This window comes from Lentzea rhizosphaerae (assembly GCF_042649515.1).
In the GTDB taxonomy this organism is placed as follows: Bacteria; Actinomycetota; Actinomycetes; order Mycobacteriales; family Pseudonocardiaceae; genus Lentzea; species Lentzea aerocolonigenes.
The window spans coordinates 38203-51973 of sequence record NZ_JBHRZI010000045.1 but is presented as its reverse complement, the minus strand read 5'-3'; the positions used below and the strand labels follow the sequence as shown (position 1 = coordinate 51973).

At 65.4% G+C, this 13771-nt stretch carries 19 protein-coding genes; all 19 read left to right on the top strand.

What is annotated here, in order from left to right; translation table 11 throughout:
• The first annotated feature begins 211 nt into the window (after positions 1-211).
• The 19 genes from ACFOWZ_RS41710 to ACFOWZ_RS41620 all read left to right on the top strand — a co-directional run bounded on the left by ACFOWZ_RS41710 (position 212) and on the right by ACFOWZ_RS41620 (position 13764).
• Positions 212-436, top strand: a complete 225-nt coding sequence (locus ACFOWZ_RS41710) for a hypothetical protein (protein ID WP_382379519.1) — start codon at positions 212-214, stop codon at positions 434-436.
• Between the two features lie 19 nt (positions 437-455).
• Positions 456-803, top strand: a complete 348-nt coding sequence (locus ACFOWZ_RS41705) for a hypothetical protein (RefSeq protein ID WP_382379518.1) — start codon at positions 456-458, stop codon at positions 801-803.
• A gap of 47 nt (positions 804-850) precedes the next feature.
• Entirely contained in the window at positions 851-1750 is a 900-nt protein-coding gene (locus tag ACFOWZ_RS41700; RefSeq protein ID WP_382379517.1) for a helix-turn-helix domain-containing protein, read from the top strand.
• A gap of 73 nt (positions 1751-1823) precedes the next feature.
• Positions 1824-2210, top strand: a complete 387-nt coding sequence (locus ACFOWZ_RS41695) for a hypothetical protein (RefSeq protein WP_382379516.1) — start codon at positions 1824-1826, stop codon at positions 2208-2210.
• A 15-nt stretch (positions 2211-2225) separates the two neighbouring features.
• Positions 2226-3059, top strand: a complete 834-nt coding sequence (locus ACFOWZ_RS41690) for a helix-turn-helix domain-containing protein (protein ID WP_382379515.1) — start codon at positions 2226-2228, stop codon at positions 3057-3059.
• 37 nt (positions 3060-3096) lie between these two features.
• Positions 3097-4236: a GAF domain-containing protein gene (locus ACFOWZ_RS41685; RefSeq protein ID WP_382379514.1), complete on the top strand. Its 1140-nt coding sequence runs from the start codon at positions 3097-3099 to the stop codon at positions 4234-4236.
• A gap of 56 nt (positions 4237-4292) precedes the next feature.
• Complete coding sequence (locus tag ACFOWZ_RS41680; protein ID WP_382379513.1) at positions 4293-5099, top strand: SDR family NAD(P)-dependent oxidoreductase; 807 nt, start codon at positions 4293-4295, stop codon at positions 5097-5099.
• 248 nt (positions 5100-5347) lie between these two features.
• The gene (locus ACFOWZ_RS41675) at positions 5348-5989 is read left to right on the top strand and encodes a hypothetical protein (RefSeq protein WP_382379512.1); all 642 of its coding nucleotides are present in this window, start codon (positions 5348-5350) and stop codon (positions 5987-5989) included.
• A gap of 237 nt (positions 5990-6226) precedes the next feature.
• Positions 6227-6751, top strand: coding sequence for a hypothetical protein (locus tag ACFOWZ_RS41670; RefSeq protein WP_382379511.1), 525 nt, complete (start codon positions 6227-6229; stop codon positions 6749-6751).
• 3 nt (positions 6752-6754) lie between these two features.
• Positions 6755-7597 (top strand): hypothetical protein, encoded by an 843-nt coding sequence (locus ACFOWZ_RS41665; protein ID WP_382379510.1) that lies wholly within the window; start codon positions 6755-6757, stop codon positions 7595-7597.
• A gap of 57 nt (positions 7598-7654) precedes the next feature.
• Entirely contained in the window at positions 7655-8365 is a 711-nt protein-coding gene (locus ACFOWZ_RS41660; protein WP_382379509.1) for an SAF domain-containing protein, read from the top strand.
• Positions 8365-9150: a chromosome partitioning protein gene (locus tag ACFOWZ_RS41655; protein ID WP_382379508.1), complete on the top strand. Its 786-nt coding sequence runs from the start codon at positions 8365-8367 to the stop codon at positions 9148-9150. The genes ACFOWZ_RS41660 and ACFOWZ_RS41655 overlap by 1 nt, the downstream gene beginning before the upstream one ends.
• Positions 9147-10529 carry a CpaF family protein gene (locus ACFOWZ_RS41650; RefSeq protein ID WP_382379507.1) on the top strand — a complete coding sequence of 461 codons (1383 nt, stop codon included), beginning with the start codon at positions 9147-9149 and terminating at the stop codon, positions 10527-10529. Before ACFOWZ_RS41655 ends, ACFOWZ_RS41650 begins: the two co-directional genes overlap by 4 nt.
• Positions 10514-11395, top strand: a complete 882-nt coding sequence (locus tag ACFOWZ_RS41645; protein ID WP_382379506.1) for a type II secretion system F family protein — start codon at positions 10514-10516, stop codon at positions 11393-11395. The genes ACFOWZ_RS41650 and ACFOWZ_RS41645 overlap by 16 nt, the downstream gene beginning before the upstream one ends.
• Positions 11396-11400: 5 nt before the next feature.
• On the top strand, positions 11401-12285 hold the full coding sequence (locus tag ACFOWZ_RS41640) for a type II secretion system F family protein (protein WP_382379535.1): 885 nt from the start codon (positions 11401-11403) through the stop codon (positions 12283-12285).
• 39 nt (positions 12286-12324) lie between these two features.
• Entirely contained in the window at positions 12325-12513 is a 189-nt protein-coding gene (locus tag ACFOWZ_RS41635; protein ID WP_285748724.1) for a hypothetical protein, read from the top strand.
• Positions 12513-12923 carry a TadE/TadG family type IV pilus assembly protein gene (locus ACFOWZ_RS41630; RefSeq protein ID WP_382379505.1) on the top strand — a complete coding sequence of 137 codons (411 nt, stop codon included), beginning with the start codon at positions 12513-12515 and terminating at the stop codon, positions 12921-12923. The genes ACFOWZ_RS41635 and ACFOWZ_RS41630 overlap by 1 nt, the downstream gene beginning before the upstream one ends.
• Positions 12920-13348: a TadE/TadG family type IV pilus assembly protein gene (locus ACFOWZ_RS41625; protein ID WP_382379504.1), complete on the top strand. Its 429-nt coding sequence runs from the start codon at positions 12920-12922 to the stop codon at positions 13346-13348. Before ACFOWZ_RS41630 ends, ACFOWZ_RS41625 begins: the two co-directional genes overlap by 4 nt.
• Positions 13345-13764, top strand: coding sequence for a hypothetical protein (locus tag ACFOWZ_RS41620; protein WP_382379503.1), 420 nt, complete (start codon positions 13345-13347; stop codon positions 13762-13764). The genes ACFOWZ_RS41625 and ACFOWZ_RS41620 overlap by 4 nt, the downstream gene beginning before the upstream one ends.
• The last annotated feature ends 7 nt before the right edge of the window (positions 13765-13771 follow it).

The following is a 13771-nucleotide window of genomic DNA, read 5'->3' as shown; positions in this document are numbered from 1 at the left end:
ACCTCCCCGGTCATCTCCACCTTACGGTAGTCGATGCGTGTTCTTGCTGGTCAAGAGTGATATGCCCACAAAACGCACACGCTCTGCGACGGTTTCGCGCACTTGATGCTCTGTTCGAAGTACGTCTGATCCCACTTTCCTTGAAAAAGCATCTGGCGGTGAATGAACACACCCCGATGTGCATGCGAACGCACGAGGGCGGGTGGTGGACGTGACGGTTGCCGTTGTCGTGAAACTGACGCTGTCACAAGCCACGGTCCTGGCCAGAGCTGCCGTGGTCGTCACCTCGGCGCTGGACTGCAAGGAAGTCAACGCCGCGGAACAAGGGCTTCTCGCGTTCCGCGCCGCAGTAGGACTGGCCCTGTCCAAGTGCTCGGGCCGCGTCGTAGCTGATCGGCCGGAGGCGACAACGGAACCAGCCCTCCGGGCCAGCTAACCGAGGGAAGGAGCGGGCCGTGAGCAACCTGGTCTTGTTTACCGAGCTGCGGCAACGTCTCGACGATCACCTTGATCTCGTGTCGCAAGTCGCTGCCGATGGCGACGCCGCATCCGCCTTGTCGATGATGCGGCGGGAAGTCCCTGGCTTGGTCGCAGCGGTGCATGCGCTTGTCGACGAGCATCTCCCTGACGAGAACGGCTGCTGCAGAAAGTGTCGCAGCGGCCCCTTCTGGCGCAGGGTCCCCGCACCGTGCCGAATGCTGATCAAGGTTCACCTTGCTGTCAGGGCAGCTACGGCAACAACACGGGACCGCACGTGCTGGAGCCCGAGGCGGCACAGGCTGCATGAGTCCTCGGTGGACTGACACCCGATCTCCTCTTCAACCTTCCTATCAAATCAAGGAACTCGGACATGCCGAAGAGATCCTCCACCACACGCGGCCGCGAATTCGGTGAGGGCATGCGAGCTGTTATCAAGAATTCTGGGCTGAACGCCCGAGAGGTCGCCGACCTCGTGAGCTGGGACGAGGCCAAAGTCTCGGACGTGGTGACCGGTAAGGGCGGTGTCAGCCGGCTCGAAGTCGCGCTGCTGCTGGGCGTCTGCCGCGCCAAGGCCGATGAACGTGATCATCTGCTCGAACTCTTTCCGGAAAGGGACTTGTCGGGATGGTGGCAGCCGCACGGCAGGTGCGCACCGGTACGACCGCGTACCGCTCTCACCAACCTCGCCGCGGCCGAAACCTTGATCAGCTGGCACACGCACGCGGTGCCGGTTCTTCTCCGGACAGCTGAGTACGAACATGCTGTGTTGACCGCGTCCGCCACCGTGCCGGTCGACGAGTTGGACGAGCGGCTGGGTGTGCTGCAGGAGATGCAGAAGCTGCTCACCAACGGTCTGGACTGCACCTTCTACATTCACGAACTCGCGCTCGATCTTCAAATCGGTGAACCAGAAGAGCACATCGGCCAGCTGCAGCACCTCATCCTCACAGCGAACCGGGAGAAGATCAGGATCTTGGTCCTGCCCGCCGCAGCTGGTGCCCATGCGGGCATGGCGGGGCCCTTCACTCAGCTGAAGTTCCCGAAGTACCAGTCGTTGGTGTGGACGGAGACTGAGAACTCCAGCCTCTTCGTCGAGACGAAGGAGGCCGTTGGAGGCTACGCGGATGTCATCCGGGCGCTCGACGAGATCAGCTTGGACGAGGACGAATCGAGGGATCTGATCATCCGCCGGTGCGTCCGCCTCCAGGAGGCCGGCGGCTCAGACGGTGTGGAGCAACGGGATTCGGGCGAGCCCTTTCCACCGTCATAGGTGACGAAGCCCGTCGGGACGCCCCCCGGAACACGCACTTCGCAGCAATCCGAGTACGAAAGTGAACCGAGTGATGACTGAGGTTGGAACACGCGTGTTGGACGCCGCCGCCGTGAAGGCGGTGGCGACGCAGCTGAGCGACGCGATCGAGAAGGGACGCCGTCAAGATCGGGGCCTGTGGCGAGCGGTCCAGAACGAGGTCGACCGTCGGACTGGCTTCGGGCCGAGGTACCTACCTTCTTCGTCGGCACTCGTGATCCTCGCCGTGCTCGTGGTAGGTGGAACTACCGGGTTTCTTTGGGCAGCCGCATCACGGAACTGGGTCGCGTGCGCTCTCTTCGTGGTCCTGACGACCCTTGGGGTCTTCCTCCTGGACCAGGTGCGGCTGATGCAGCTGAGAGAGGACGCTCTCAAGGCCGGGCTGTACGTCTCCGCCGTTTCTGCGGTAGACGAGTCGTGAGATCGCAAGCTCCTCATGCCTAAGAACTTCAGGGCCACAGCGCTTGAACGAGCCGTCGGGCGGAAGCTGGCGCTCTGGCGCAACACGCTTGACCTCAGTCTCACCGAGGCCGGCGAGCGTGTGGGATTCAGCAGCGCCAAGTTGTCCATGATGGAGAACGCAATGCAGCCTGCTGCACCGTTCGACATCATGGCGTTGGGATACGTCTACAAGGTGCCCATATCCGAGTGGCAGTCCGTGATGTCCCAGTCTCAACACGCGGCCGAACTCAGGACGATCACGCGACCGGAGCCGGAAGTCTTCGACCCGGCGGCGGACTTCCCCCATCTCGTAGGTGAAGCAACCCTACTACGAACGTTCACCACGGACATGGTGCCCACCGTTTTCCAGCTCGTCGGCTACACAAATGCAGCGACCCACGGGGACGACCCGGTGAAGGCCTCGATGATGGCTCGTGTGCGGGAGTCATGGGCATCGCGGCAGGAAGGCAACGATCCGTTGGCGGTCGAGGCGGTGGTCCCCGAAGCGCTGCTGCGGCGGATCGTGGGTGGGCCGCGGCTCATGAAGGCGCAGTTGCTTCGTCTCATGGAGGTGGGCGAACAGCCGAACGTGAGCCTTCGGGTCGTTCCGGAGGCGTACCCGGCGATGGGCTGCCCTTTCACGTGGTTGAGCTTCCCGCACCGCCAGCACGACGACGTCGTCTACCTTGAGACGTTCCTGCGGTGCGAGTACGTGGAGGAGCCTTCCAAGATCGAGCTGGTGTCGCACCGGTTCACGGCGTTGCAGAACCTGGCGCTCAGCGACGGCGAGTCGATGGAACTCATCGCACACGCGGCTTCGACTTTGTGATGTACCGGAAAGCCGACTAAAGAATTCACTCGATTGAATGATTTCAGGACGTCGTCATCAGCGTCTTGGAGAAGCTCCAAGCGGGACGCCCTTGGTGGAGTTAGCTTGCCTGAGCAGGCCAATCTTCGACCGGGGGGACGGAGCGATGGCGGCTGACTGGTTGTTGGTCGAGACCTTCGGCGGCAGTCGGAGCGAACCGACGGTGCTGGCTGTCGGAAGCAATCCGAAGAACATGGTTCCACTGCGTTCGGTTCTCGGACGAGGGCCGTTCCTCGCCGACGCACTGGCCGTGACTGCACGCGTGATTGAAAGTCGGCAGTCGGTTGAAGCTCGAACGACCACCGGCAGGCGCCGCGTGATCGGTCATCCGTTGCTCGCGTACGGCGGTTTGGTCCACGGCGTCTACCTGTGGGTGGGGCCGCTGGGCGAGGACCCGCCGCCGCGGGACCCCGCGGGCGCGTGGCACATCAACCTCACCCGGCACGTCAGCAGCAGATCTGACGACCTGCTCCGGCTCTACGGGACGAGAGCGGACAAGTGGCGGAACGAGCACGACCTCGCCGAGCTCTTCGCCTACCAGCGGCTGACGACGAACGCGGACGAGGCGAAGGCGCTGGCGCTCATCGTCAACGCAAAGGAGGGCGCGGAACACCTGGCCACGTGGACCGTGAACCGGGACGACGGCGAGCGGCGTGCGGTGCACTTCGCGTGCCGCTGCGTTGAGGTGAAGACTCCCAGCGGCAGGGTTGAGCTGATCGTTCGTGGAATCACCCATGACATCGGACCTGCCGAGAGCGTCCCTGCAGCGCCGCCGCCCACGCCGGTCCTGCTCGCGCAACAGGTCCTCGCTGCCGAGGCCACGCCTGGACGCTGGCGGGCAATCGTCGACCTGCGCACGATGAGGCTGCTGAAGTGGCTCGACAACCCCATGCCCGGAGTCGCGTGGACGCTCGGCGCACCACACCGTCCCGCCATTCACCGCGAGGATCTGCGCAGCGCCGTCGGCATGTCGAAGGAGTTGGCGTCGAGCGGCCGGACAGACGGCGTTCTACGGCTTCGCGCGGAGGACGGGAGCTGGATGAAGGTGGCCGTCTCCGCGGCGCTCTTGGCGTTGGATCAGCGCACCACCGCGGCGCTCGTGACGCTGACCTTGACCGATCGTGGGAAGGTCGACTGAGTTGCCGGCCGCGGGGAAGGTGCTGGATCTTGAGCTGCTTCGAAGGCAAGGTCGCGGTGATCACCGGCGCTGCTGCGGGGATCGGACGTGCACTGGCGGTTGAGCTTGCGCGACGTGGAGCTCGGCTTTCGCTGCTTGATCACGACGCGGACGGGCTCGAGGACGCGACCCGCCGCTGTGAGGCGATCGGGGCACGAGTGCTCGCTCAAGTCGTCGATGTGACTGACTGGGACGGGATGCAGGCTGCCGCGGCCGCGGTGAACTCCGAGCTGGGTGGCGTTGACCTTGTGTTCGCGGCAGCTGGGGTCATTCATCGGGGCAGCCTGCTCGACTCCGATGTCGCGGACGTCGAACGCGTCATGGCTGTGAACTGGCGAGGGCTGATGTACACCGTCAAGGCGCACCTGCCGGCCGTTGTCGGCTCGGGGGACGGCCGCATCGTGACGTTCTCGAGCGCGTACGGCCTGGTGGCGACTCCGAAGTACACCGCGTACAACTCGTCGAAGTTCGCTGTTCGCGGCTTCAGCGAGTCGCTGCGCCAGGAGCTCGCAGGCGCCGGTGTGTCGGTGACGTGCGTCTTTCCCGGAGGAGTTCGAACGTCGATCATCCGCAACGGCAGCTTCGCCCCCAGCGAGAACCGTGACGCCGTGATCCGGGGCTTTGAGAAGCGCGTCGCACGCACCGATCCCGAAGAGGCGGCGACGATCATCCTAAGTGGAGTTGAACGCCGCCGTGCGCGTGTCTTCGTTGGTGTCGACGCACGGCTCGTGGCGGGGCTCGCGCGCCTTGTCGGCGGCCACTACCAGGACCTGGTTCCGGCTGTCGGGCGGTTGCTCCGGCGCCTGCGGGGACGATCCAGTTGACGTGACCGGCGTCACTGCTTACTCTAGGTCAATCGGAGTATTCCGATTGGGTTGGCTTTGTCGCTATCGAGCTGATCCCTGAAACCGCAGTGGTGAGGCAGCCATGGGCTGGCCTCGAACGCGATCGGGGATCGACATGTCTCAGCGACCATCAGCCATCAACAACCACCCCCTGGTGCTTTACAGCGCCCTGTCGCGCTCGCCCGCGCGGATCCGGCCTGTCGGACATTCGCTTGCTGGAGGGCGCGATGTTCATGTTGCTGTCCTACTGGTTGCTCGGCGTCGTCGCGGGGCCGCTGGTGGTGCTCTCCAGCTTCTCGATCGCGCGGCGCGAGCAGATGTCGTGGCACGTCCTCGTTGCTGCCGGATGGACGACTCCCCTTGCAGCCAGCACATTTCTGGGCTCTGCGCTGACATATGCAGCGTTGGTGGCTCCTCGGTCTGCCGCGCTGGTCGCGTGGCTGGTGATCCTCGGCCTGGTGCTCGCACTGGTCGACTGGACCTGTCACAAGCTGCCTCACCGCATCGTCGGCACATTGTTCGCGGGCGGCCTGATCCAGCTCAGCTTCATGGCGGTCGCGATGCGCGACTCAGAGCTGCTGGTTCGCGCTGGGCTCGCCGCAGCTGTGGTGTTCGTACCCGGATTGCTCCTCTACCTGAGCCTTGGCGCCGAGTTGGGGTTCGGCGACGTCACGCTCGCCACGACATTGGCCCTCTTTCTCGGGGCATGTGGCTGGCCGTACGTCGCTTTAGGACTGATCGCAGGCCTAGCAGCTGCAGGACTTGTCACGAGGACCTTGCTCGCCCTGAGACGAATCAGTCGTCGCGATCCAGTTGCGCTCGGTCCCGCGCTCCTTGCCGGAGCCGTCTACGCGATGTTGCAAGGCTGAAGGAGATTGCGTGATGTGCCTTCCGCTCAGGGAAACCGATCCGGTCATCGCCTACGAGGCGCCGCGGGCACTGCACCGCGCCGTCGCCCTCTTCGTACTGATCGTGCAGCTCACGCTCGCCGACGAACTTCGCCCGGAAGTCAGTTTCACTCCGGGCACGCCGGTCGAGGTGGCCCCTACGCCCCCAAGCGGGGCCACCTCGGCACCACCGCCCACCTTCCCGGTTTGGAGGCCGCGATGAAGAAGACGCTGCTGCTTGTCGGAAGCGCACTCCTGGTGGGTGCGTGCGATCAGGCGCCTACGCCAGCTAAATCACCACCTGGAGTGACTTCCGCCGTGCAGTCGGCCGACTCAGCCCGCACCAGCGCGCTCAGCGCTTATCGAGCGATGTGGGACGGTTTCGCTGTAGCGGGCACGACCTCGGACTCGGGTTCGCAGCTACTTGAGCAGCATGCAGTCGGCGCCGCACTCGACAAGCTGAAACGGAGTCTGCAGTCGGATCGGGAGAAAGGCTTGGTCAGCAAGGGAAAGCCTGTTCTCGATCCGAAGGTGTCGGCTGCGGATTCTGCCGACCTTCCGCAGCAGATCATGATCACCGACTGCGGCGACTCAACGAACTGGCTCAAGTACCGCAAGGACAACGGCATGCTCGCAGACGATGTGCCCGGAGGCAGGCGACTCATCAAGGCCGCGGTCGAGAAGCAGGCAGACGGCACTTGGAAGGTCTCCGACTACGGGGTTCACGAGGTCGGGAGCTGTTGAGTGATGAGACGACCAACTGTTGTTGTGGCACTGGTGGCAACGGGCTTCTTCGCGGCGTCACCGGCCGCTGTGGCCGATGACGCGTGGGGCGTGACGACCTGTGGTCAGGAGCCTTCCCCGTTGTGCGAGGTCTCGGCGGGAACCCGTCCGGACGGTTCGACGAGCAGTGGTCAGGGCCCGGTCAAGGGCACGCATCAGAACGACGACGGCCGCTTCGGTTGTCGGTACGTGCCAGCTGGGCCAGGGCCCGGCCAGGAAACGCCGAAGGAACCTGGCGGCTGGTTCATGCTGCTGTGCTCGCCGGACGGGAAGGACCCGGACTCCCGCGGTCCGATCTGGGTCCCTGCCGCTGCTGACGCTCCACCACCTCTCACACCTGAGCAGGTAGCGCAGATCGCCCGTAGGCAGCTGCGGTTGCCAACGCCGAGGATCATGGCGAACCCTGCTGGAGACCAGCTGGTCAACCTGCCCACCTGGATGTGGCTGGATCGCAGCAGCTGGACCGACGTCTCGGCCACGGCGTCAGTGCCCGGTGTGTCCGTGACCGCCACAGCAAGGCCCACCTCGGTGATCTGGTCTATGGGGGACGGCAGCTCGGTCACCTGCACCGGCGCGGGCAGCCCGTTCCCGGCCGGCGGTGCCCCGAAGAGCGCGTCGCCCGACTGCGGGCACACGTACAAGTCCTCGTCGGCAGGGCGCCCAGCAGATGCCTTCCCCGTGACCGCCACCGTGCAGTGGACGGTGACTTGGTCCGGCGCTGGGCAGAGCGGAACGTTCCCGAACTTGTCGACCAATGCTTCAGCCGCGTTCCGGGTCGCCGAGAGCCAAGGAATCACCACCGGCTGATCGCTCAACACATCCGTTAGATCCAGGCACGTCGAACAGCTGGACCGACGTGTCGCGATGAAGTCATGCCTTAAGGGGGCCATGATGACCGCGAACAGCGATCTGATCAACACGAAACCGACGTCCAACTCCTCACTGCGATGGACTGCGCGCGATGGCAAACCCCCGACGCGGTGGAGCAACCGTCGTCGGCGCGTTCCGCATCTTCTATTGGGGCTCATGCTGGTCCCCGCTTGTGGTGTCGGAGGTGCGGTTCTCGCGACTGAGCTGGTAGGCAGAGACAACGTCCTCGCGCTCGCCCGTCCAGTTGCAGCCGGCCAAGTCCTTGCGGCACAAGATCTTCGTCAGGTCGCATTGGCGGCGGACTCGGAGATGGACGTGATCGTCGCGTCGGCTGCCTCAACGGTCGTCGGGCAGCCTCTCGCGTTCAGTCTGCCCCAAGGTTCGCTCGTCACACGTTCGGTGCTCGGCGCTCCTCAGGTTCCTGAGCAGGGCAAGGCGATCGCGGCCGTTGGTCTCAAGCCGGGACAGTTCCCACCTGAGCTCTCGCCGGGCACGACCGTTGCCGTCCTGCTCACGCCGGGACAGGGAGCGTCGGCGGAATCGGCACCCAAGTCCTGGACCGCGGTGGTACTCGGCGTCAGCGGGCGCGCGAACGAGCAGACCACGGTCGTCTCGTTGCGCATGTCCGAATCGGACGGTCGCGCGTTGTCGTCGGCACCAGCAGGCCAGCTGAGCCTGCTCGCGATCGCGGGAGGGAACCGCTGATGCTCATCGCCGTCTGCTCGTTGAAGAGTTCTCCAGGTGTCACCACTCTTGCGGTGGCGCTGGGTGCGCGGTGGCCGGGGCCGGAGGTTCCGGTGGTAGTGGAGGCCGACCCCGCTGGGGGCGACCTGATGACCCGATTCCGGTTGAGCTCCGAGCTGACGTTGGTTCGGCTGGCTGCTTCAACCCGCTTCCGCGCGGACCAGCTGGCGCATCACGCTCAGTTCCTTCCAGACGGGTTGCGGGTGCTGCCTGGACCCGTCCAAGCGGAGCAAGCCCGTGCGGCACTGGGTTTGTTGGCTACCAGCCCGTCGTCACCCTTGCGCCGAGCTGGCGATCGAACGGACACCGCCGTGATCGCCGACTGCGGTCGGGTTGACCCGGACTCTCCGGCGTTGTCGATCATCCGCAGCGCGGACGCGATGTTGCTCCTTGCACGTCCACGCGACGACGAGCTCGCCCACGTTGCTCTCAAGCTCGAAGCCGCACAGCGATGGTCCCAACGCCCCTGTTTTGTCTTGGTGGGCCATGGCCACCGCGTCGGCTACGTGTCACATGAGCTGCGCATCCCGGTCATGGCGCACATCCCCCACGACGTGAAGGGCGCCGAAGCCCTGTGCGGCCAAGGAGGAAGCCGGAGCGGGCCGAACAAGTCGGCGCTGGGTAGGGCAGCGGCCAAGCTCGCGCTCAGCCTTCGCGGGAGTCTGATCGCGTCTGTGCCGCAGGCAAGCTCGCAGCCCCTGCTCGCTTCGGTCGAGCAGCCGTGCCAGAACGGAGCGGGGTCATGACTCGCGCCTTGGCAGGCCCGGGAGAGCTGCCGTACAAGGCGGCTGGAGAGGCAGCTGCTGTTGACCGGTTGCGCCAGCACCTGCGCAGCTCGCTGTCAGAACAGCTCAGTCAGCGCATTCGGAGCGATGAGGCCGCTGAACGACCGCCGATGAACATGCAGCAGCGACAGCGCCTGGCCGAAGCGATCCTCACCGACGCCGCGGAAGCACACGCTCGTGCCGAACTCCACAACACGGCGGACGGCGGGATGCTGGTCACTCCGGACGTCGAGCAGCGACTGATCAAGCAGGTCCTCGACGAGGTCTTCGGCTTGGCCGGCCTCGAACCGCTGCTGGCTGATCACGACATCGAGAACATCAACATCAACGGCGACCGCGTGTTCATCCGCTGCGCAGACGGAACTCGCAGGCGCCTGCCACCTGTCGTCGGTTCGGACACCGAGCTCGTCGAGCTGATCCGCGACCTCGCGGCCCGATCGGGTGTGGAGGAACGCAGGTTCGACCGCGGCTCGCCGATCGTGAACTTTCAGCTGCCCGGCGGCGAGCGTGTGTCCGCGGTGATGGCCGTGACAACGCGACCGTCAGTGTCGATTCGTCGCCACCGCTTCTCCAGGGTGAACCTGGCGCAGCTTCGCGAGCTCGGCAGCATCGATCTGGCTCTGGAGAGTTTCCTGGCAGCCGTCGTGCGAGCCAAGCGCAACGTGTTGGTCACCGGCGGCACCTCGATCGGCAAGACCACGATGCTCCGCGGACTTGCCTCGGCCATTCCGTGCTGGGAGCGGCTCGTCACCATCGAGGACGTCTTCGAGCTCGGGCTGGACGAGGACGCAGATCTTCATCCGGATGTCGTGCCGTTGCAGGCCCGAGAGCCGAACATCGAGGGCCAAGGCGGGATCTCGATGTCGGATCTCGTCTGGCAGTCGCTGCGGATGAGCCCGGACAGGGTGATCGTCGGAGAGGTTCGCGGCCCGGAGGTCATCCCGCTGACCAACGCGATGTCCATGGGCAACGACGGCTCGATGGGCACCTTGCACTCCAGCTCTAGTCAGGGCGCGTTCACCAAGCTCGCCGCGTACGCCGTGCAGGGACCCGAGCGGTTGCCGATCGAGGCGACCAACCTCCTGGTCGCCTCGGCGTTGCACTTCGTCGTCCACCTGGACAAGCCGCGCGACGACGCCAGCAAGCGCGTCGTGTCGTCGGTGAGAGAGGTGGTCGGGGCCGAGGGCGCACAGGTCATCAGCAACGAGTGCTGGCGCCCTGGCCCGGACCGGCGCGCTGTTCCAGCCGCACCCCTTCGGACCGACACCGTCGACCTGCTCGTCGAAGCGGGCTACGACCCCGACCTCTGCGACCGGAGTGACGGGTGGTGGAGGCCATGACCACCTTGCTCTTCGGACTGCTCGCGGCTGGTTCGGCTGCCGGTGTTCTGCTTGTCATCGCCGGTTGGCGTGGACGACCCGTCACCGAGACGAAGCCACGTCGGCGCGACGTACCCGCCCTGAGGCTCGACCAGAGGCACCTTGGTCATGCTGCACTTGCAGTGCTTGTGGGGCTCGGCGTCGGCATGTTCACCGGCTGGGTGGTGGGCGGCGTCCTGAGCCTGCTTGCAGTGCTCGGGCTGCCGCGGATACTGGGATCGAACGTCGGCCACCAGCGTCAGCTCGAACGCATCGAGGCGATCGCCAGCTGGACGGAGATGCTGCGCGACACGCTCGTAGCCGCGGCCGGTCTGGAACAAGCGATCCTCGCCACCGCCTCGACCTGCCCGGAACCGCTCCGCGACGAGGTCACCGGGCTTGCGGTGAGGTTGGAACGCGGCGAGCGCCTCGGGCCCGTACTTCGCGACCTCGCCGACCAGCTTCAAGACCCCATTGCGGACCTGGTCGTCTCGGCGCTGGTGCTGGCCTCCGAGCATCAGGCGCGACAACTCGCGGACCTGCTCGGCGAGCTCGCCGTCGAAGCACGCGAACAAGCGACGATGCGGATGCGGGTCGACGCCGGGCGAGCTCGTTCGCGGACCAGCGTGCGCGTCATCGTGATGACCACCCTCTTGTTCGCTGCCGGCTTGGTGGTCTTCAACCGCGATTACCTCAGTCCGTTCGACTCGGTGTTCGGCCAGTTCGTGCTGCTGCTCGTCGGAGCGCTGTTCGTGACGGCGTTCGTGTGGTTGACGAGGATCGCGCGGTTCCGCGAACCCGAACGGTTCCTCACTGACCTGAGCACGGACATGGGAGCAACACGGTGATCACCATGGCGTTCTGGGGACTCGGCTTGGGCATTGGGCTGTGGATGCTCGCGGTGTACGTCTTCCCTCCACGACCGTCGCTACGCGCCCTGGTGGACCAGCTGCAGGCTGCTCCTCCGTCGGCTCCGATACTCACCGCGAACTCTGCGGGCTGGGCTTTGAGCGTGGGCAGGCCGTTCGTCGGCACCCTGGGTTCTGTTGGCATGCCGAGCAAGTCGCTCCGGAATGACCTCGCGGTCATCGGCAAGAGCGTCGACCACCACCTTGCGGAGAAGGCAGTCCTTGCTTTGGCCGGAATGCTGCTGCCTCCGCTCGTACAACTCGTGCTTGTCGTTGCTGATGCCGGTCTCGGCTGGGAGATCTTGCTCGCGGCCAGCGTTCTGTCCGGCGTCGGTGGGTTCTTCTTCCCGGATATCAATGTCCGCCGAGAGGCTGAACGGCGCCGCTCGACGTTCCGGCACGCCTTGTCCGCGTACCTCAACCTGATTCGTGTCCTCTTGGCAGGCGGGGCTGGTGTCGACGGCGCACTGAAGTACGCGGTCAGCGTCGGCAAGGGATGGGCTTTCGACCAGCTTCGCCACGCCCTCGTCACCTCGAGGCTCACCCGAAGCACACCGTGGTCCGCCCTGCGTCAGCTCGGTGTGGAGCTGGGCGTGCAGCCGCTGACCGAGCTCGCCGCCTCGGTGAGCCTCGCCGGTACCGAGGGCGCTCGCGTTCGCGCCAGTCTCGCCGCGAAAGCCACCGCACTCCGAACGCGGGAGCTGACTCTCGCCGAAAGCGCGGCACAGGCCGCCACGGAACGGATGAGCGTCCCCGTGGTGGTGCTTTGCGCAGGCTTCCTGATCTTCATCGGTTTCCCTGCAGTGGCAAACGTGCTCGGAGGGCTCTGAACGGCCCGCGTACTCAGGTAAAGCAGTTAGGAGAGGTCGATGTTCATCGAGGTTCAGTTTCTCGTCGTCTACGTCCAGGCCGGTCTGGAGAAGATCCGCCGTGACGACCGCGGCTACTCGACCGAGTTCGTCGTCGGCACCGCGTTGCTGGTGTCCGCGACGATCGCGGCGGTCGCCTTCATCGTCGCCAAGATCATCCAGAAGGCACAGAGCATTCCGATCGAGTGATGGCGATGCTTCGGCTCATTCGACGCGTTTGCCGCGACCAGAAGGGGAGCGGCACAGCCGAGCTCGTGATCGTCATGCCGGTGCTGTTCTTGCTGTTCCTGTCGATCGTGCAGTTCGCGCTGTACATGCACGCGGCGCACATCGCTCAAGCCGCCGCGGCACAAGCGCTCTCCGCAGCCCGTGTTTCCGGTGGAAGTGCGGGAGCCGGCACTGCGGCAGGGCAGCAGGTGCTCGCACAGCTCGGCAGGGGACCGCTTCGCGAGCCATCCGTACGAGCACAACGCGGCGCTGATCAAGCATCCGCGCAGGTTCGAGGAAAGGCGGTCAGCGTGATTCCGTTCGTCACCCTCGCGGTTCGTGCCGAAGCCGTCGGTCCCGTCGAGAAGTTTTCATCGGCGGTGTCGCCATGAAGTTGATCCAGGTACTGCGCGATGACCGAGGCTCAGCTGCGGCCGAGCTGGCGTTGGTCGCACCGTTGATGGTTCTCCTGCTGTTATTCGTGGTCCTCTGCGGGCGGCTGGCGACGACGCAAGTGCGGATCAGCGACGTAGCGCATCAGGCCGTTCGCGCGGCGACCGCGGCCCGGACTCCGGCGCAAGCGAGCGCTGCGGCCCTTGCCACCGCCGAGGCAGCACTCGGCGCCGCGGGCATCACCTGCCAGTCGCTGTCGGTGCTCGTGGACTCCGGCGATCTTCGGCCTGGCGCCACGGTGACCGTGACCGTCTCGTGCGTTGTCGGCCTCCAGGACCTAACAGTGCTCGGCGTTCCCGGAAGTCGCACCCTCAGCAGCAGTTTCTCCTCGGTCGTCGATCTATGGCGAGGAGCTCGGTCATGAACCTGTCAGAGCGCCTGCTTGGCGATCAGCACGGCCGCGTCAGCGCGTACGTGGTGATAACGGCGACCGCGGCGCTCGCGTTTGGAGGGCTGGTACTCGATGGTGGACTCGCGCTGGCCGCCAAGGTTCGCGCGATGGGGCAGGCGCAGGAAGCAGCTCGGGCCGGCGCGCAGGAGATCGACCTGGCTGCCTACCGAGCTGACGGCACCTTGAGGCTGCAGCCGGATCGCGCCGTCGCCGCCGCGCACAACTACCTCACCGCCGCGCACCACACCGGCTCGGTTTCCGTCAGCGGCAACACCGTCAACGTCAGCGTGACGATCAACCAACGAACCCAACTCCTTGGATTGGTTGCGGTCAACACGATCACGGTGACGGGACGCGGTGAAGCGCAGCCACAACGCGGGATCTCTTAGCAGGAAG

Excerpts from the sequence above, each read along its gene's own strand:
- ACFOWZ_RS41700 (WP_382379517.1), top strand. The coding sequence starts at position 851 with ATGCCGAAGAGATCCTCCACCACACGCGGCCGCGAATTCGGTGAGGGC.
- ACFOWZ_RS41695 (WP_382379516.1), top strand. The coding sequence starts at position 1,824 with ATGACTGAGGTTGGAACACGCGTGTTGGACGCCGCCGCCGTGAAGGCG.
- ACFOWZ_RS41690 (WP_382379515.1), top strand. The coding sequence starts at position 2,226 with ATGCCTAAGAACTTCAGGGCCACAGCGCTTGAACGAGCCGTCGGGCGG.
- ACFOWZ_RS41685 (WP_382379514.1), top strand. The coding sequence starts at position 3,097 with ATGATTTCAGGACGTCGTCATCAGCGTCTTGGAGAAGCTCCAAGCGGG.
- ACFOWZ_RS41675 (WP_382379512.1), top strand. The coding sequence starts at position 5,348 with ATGTTCATGTTGCTGTCCTACTGGTTGCTCGGCGTCGTCGCGGGGCCG.
- ACFOWZ_RS41670 (WP_382379511.1), top strand. The coding sequence starts at position 6,227 with ATGAAGAAGACGCTGCTGCTTGTCGGAAGCGCACTCCTGGTGGGTGCG.
- ACFOWZ_RS41665 (WP_382379510.1), top strand. The coding sequence starts at position 6,755 with ATGAGACGACCAACTGTTGTTGTGGCACTGGTGGCAACGGGCTTCTTC.
- ACFOWZ_RS41660 (WP_382379509.1), top strand. The coding sequence starts at position 7,655 with ATGAAGTCATGCCTTAAGGGGGCCATGATGACCGCGAACAGCGATCTG.
- ACFOWZ_RS41655 (WP_382379508.1), top strand. The coding sequence starts at position 8,365 with ATGCTCATCGCCGTCTGCTCGTTGAAGAGTTCTCCAGGTGTCACCACT.
- ACFOWZ_RS41650 (WP_382379507.1), top strand. The coding sequence starts at position 9,147 with ATGACTCGCGCCTTGGCAGGCCCGGGAGAGCTGCCGTACAAGGCGGCT.
- ACFOWZ_RS41640 (WP_382379535.1), top strand. The coding sequence starts at position 11,401 with ATGGCGTTCTGGGGACTCGGCTTGGGCATTGGGCTGTGGATGCTCGCG.
- ACFOWZ_RS41635 (WP_285748724.1), top strand. The coding sequence starts at position 12,325 with ATGTTCATCGAGGTTCAGTTTCTCGTCGTCTACGTCCAGGCCGGTCTG.
- ACFOWZ_RS41630 (WP_382379505.1), top strand. The coding sequence starts at position 12,513 with ATGGCGATGCTTCGGCTCATTCGACGCGTTTGCCGCGACCAGAAGGGG.
- ACFOWZ_RS41625 (WP_382379504.1), top strand. The coding sequence starts at position 12,920 with ATGAAGTTGATCCAGGTACTGCGCGATGACCGAGGCTCAGCTGCGGCC.
- ACFOWZ_RS41620 (WP_382379503.1), top strand. The coding sequence starts at position 13,345 with ATGAACCTGTCAGAGCGCCTGCTTGGCGATCAGCACGGCCGCGTCAGC.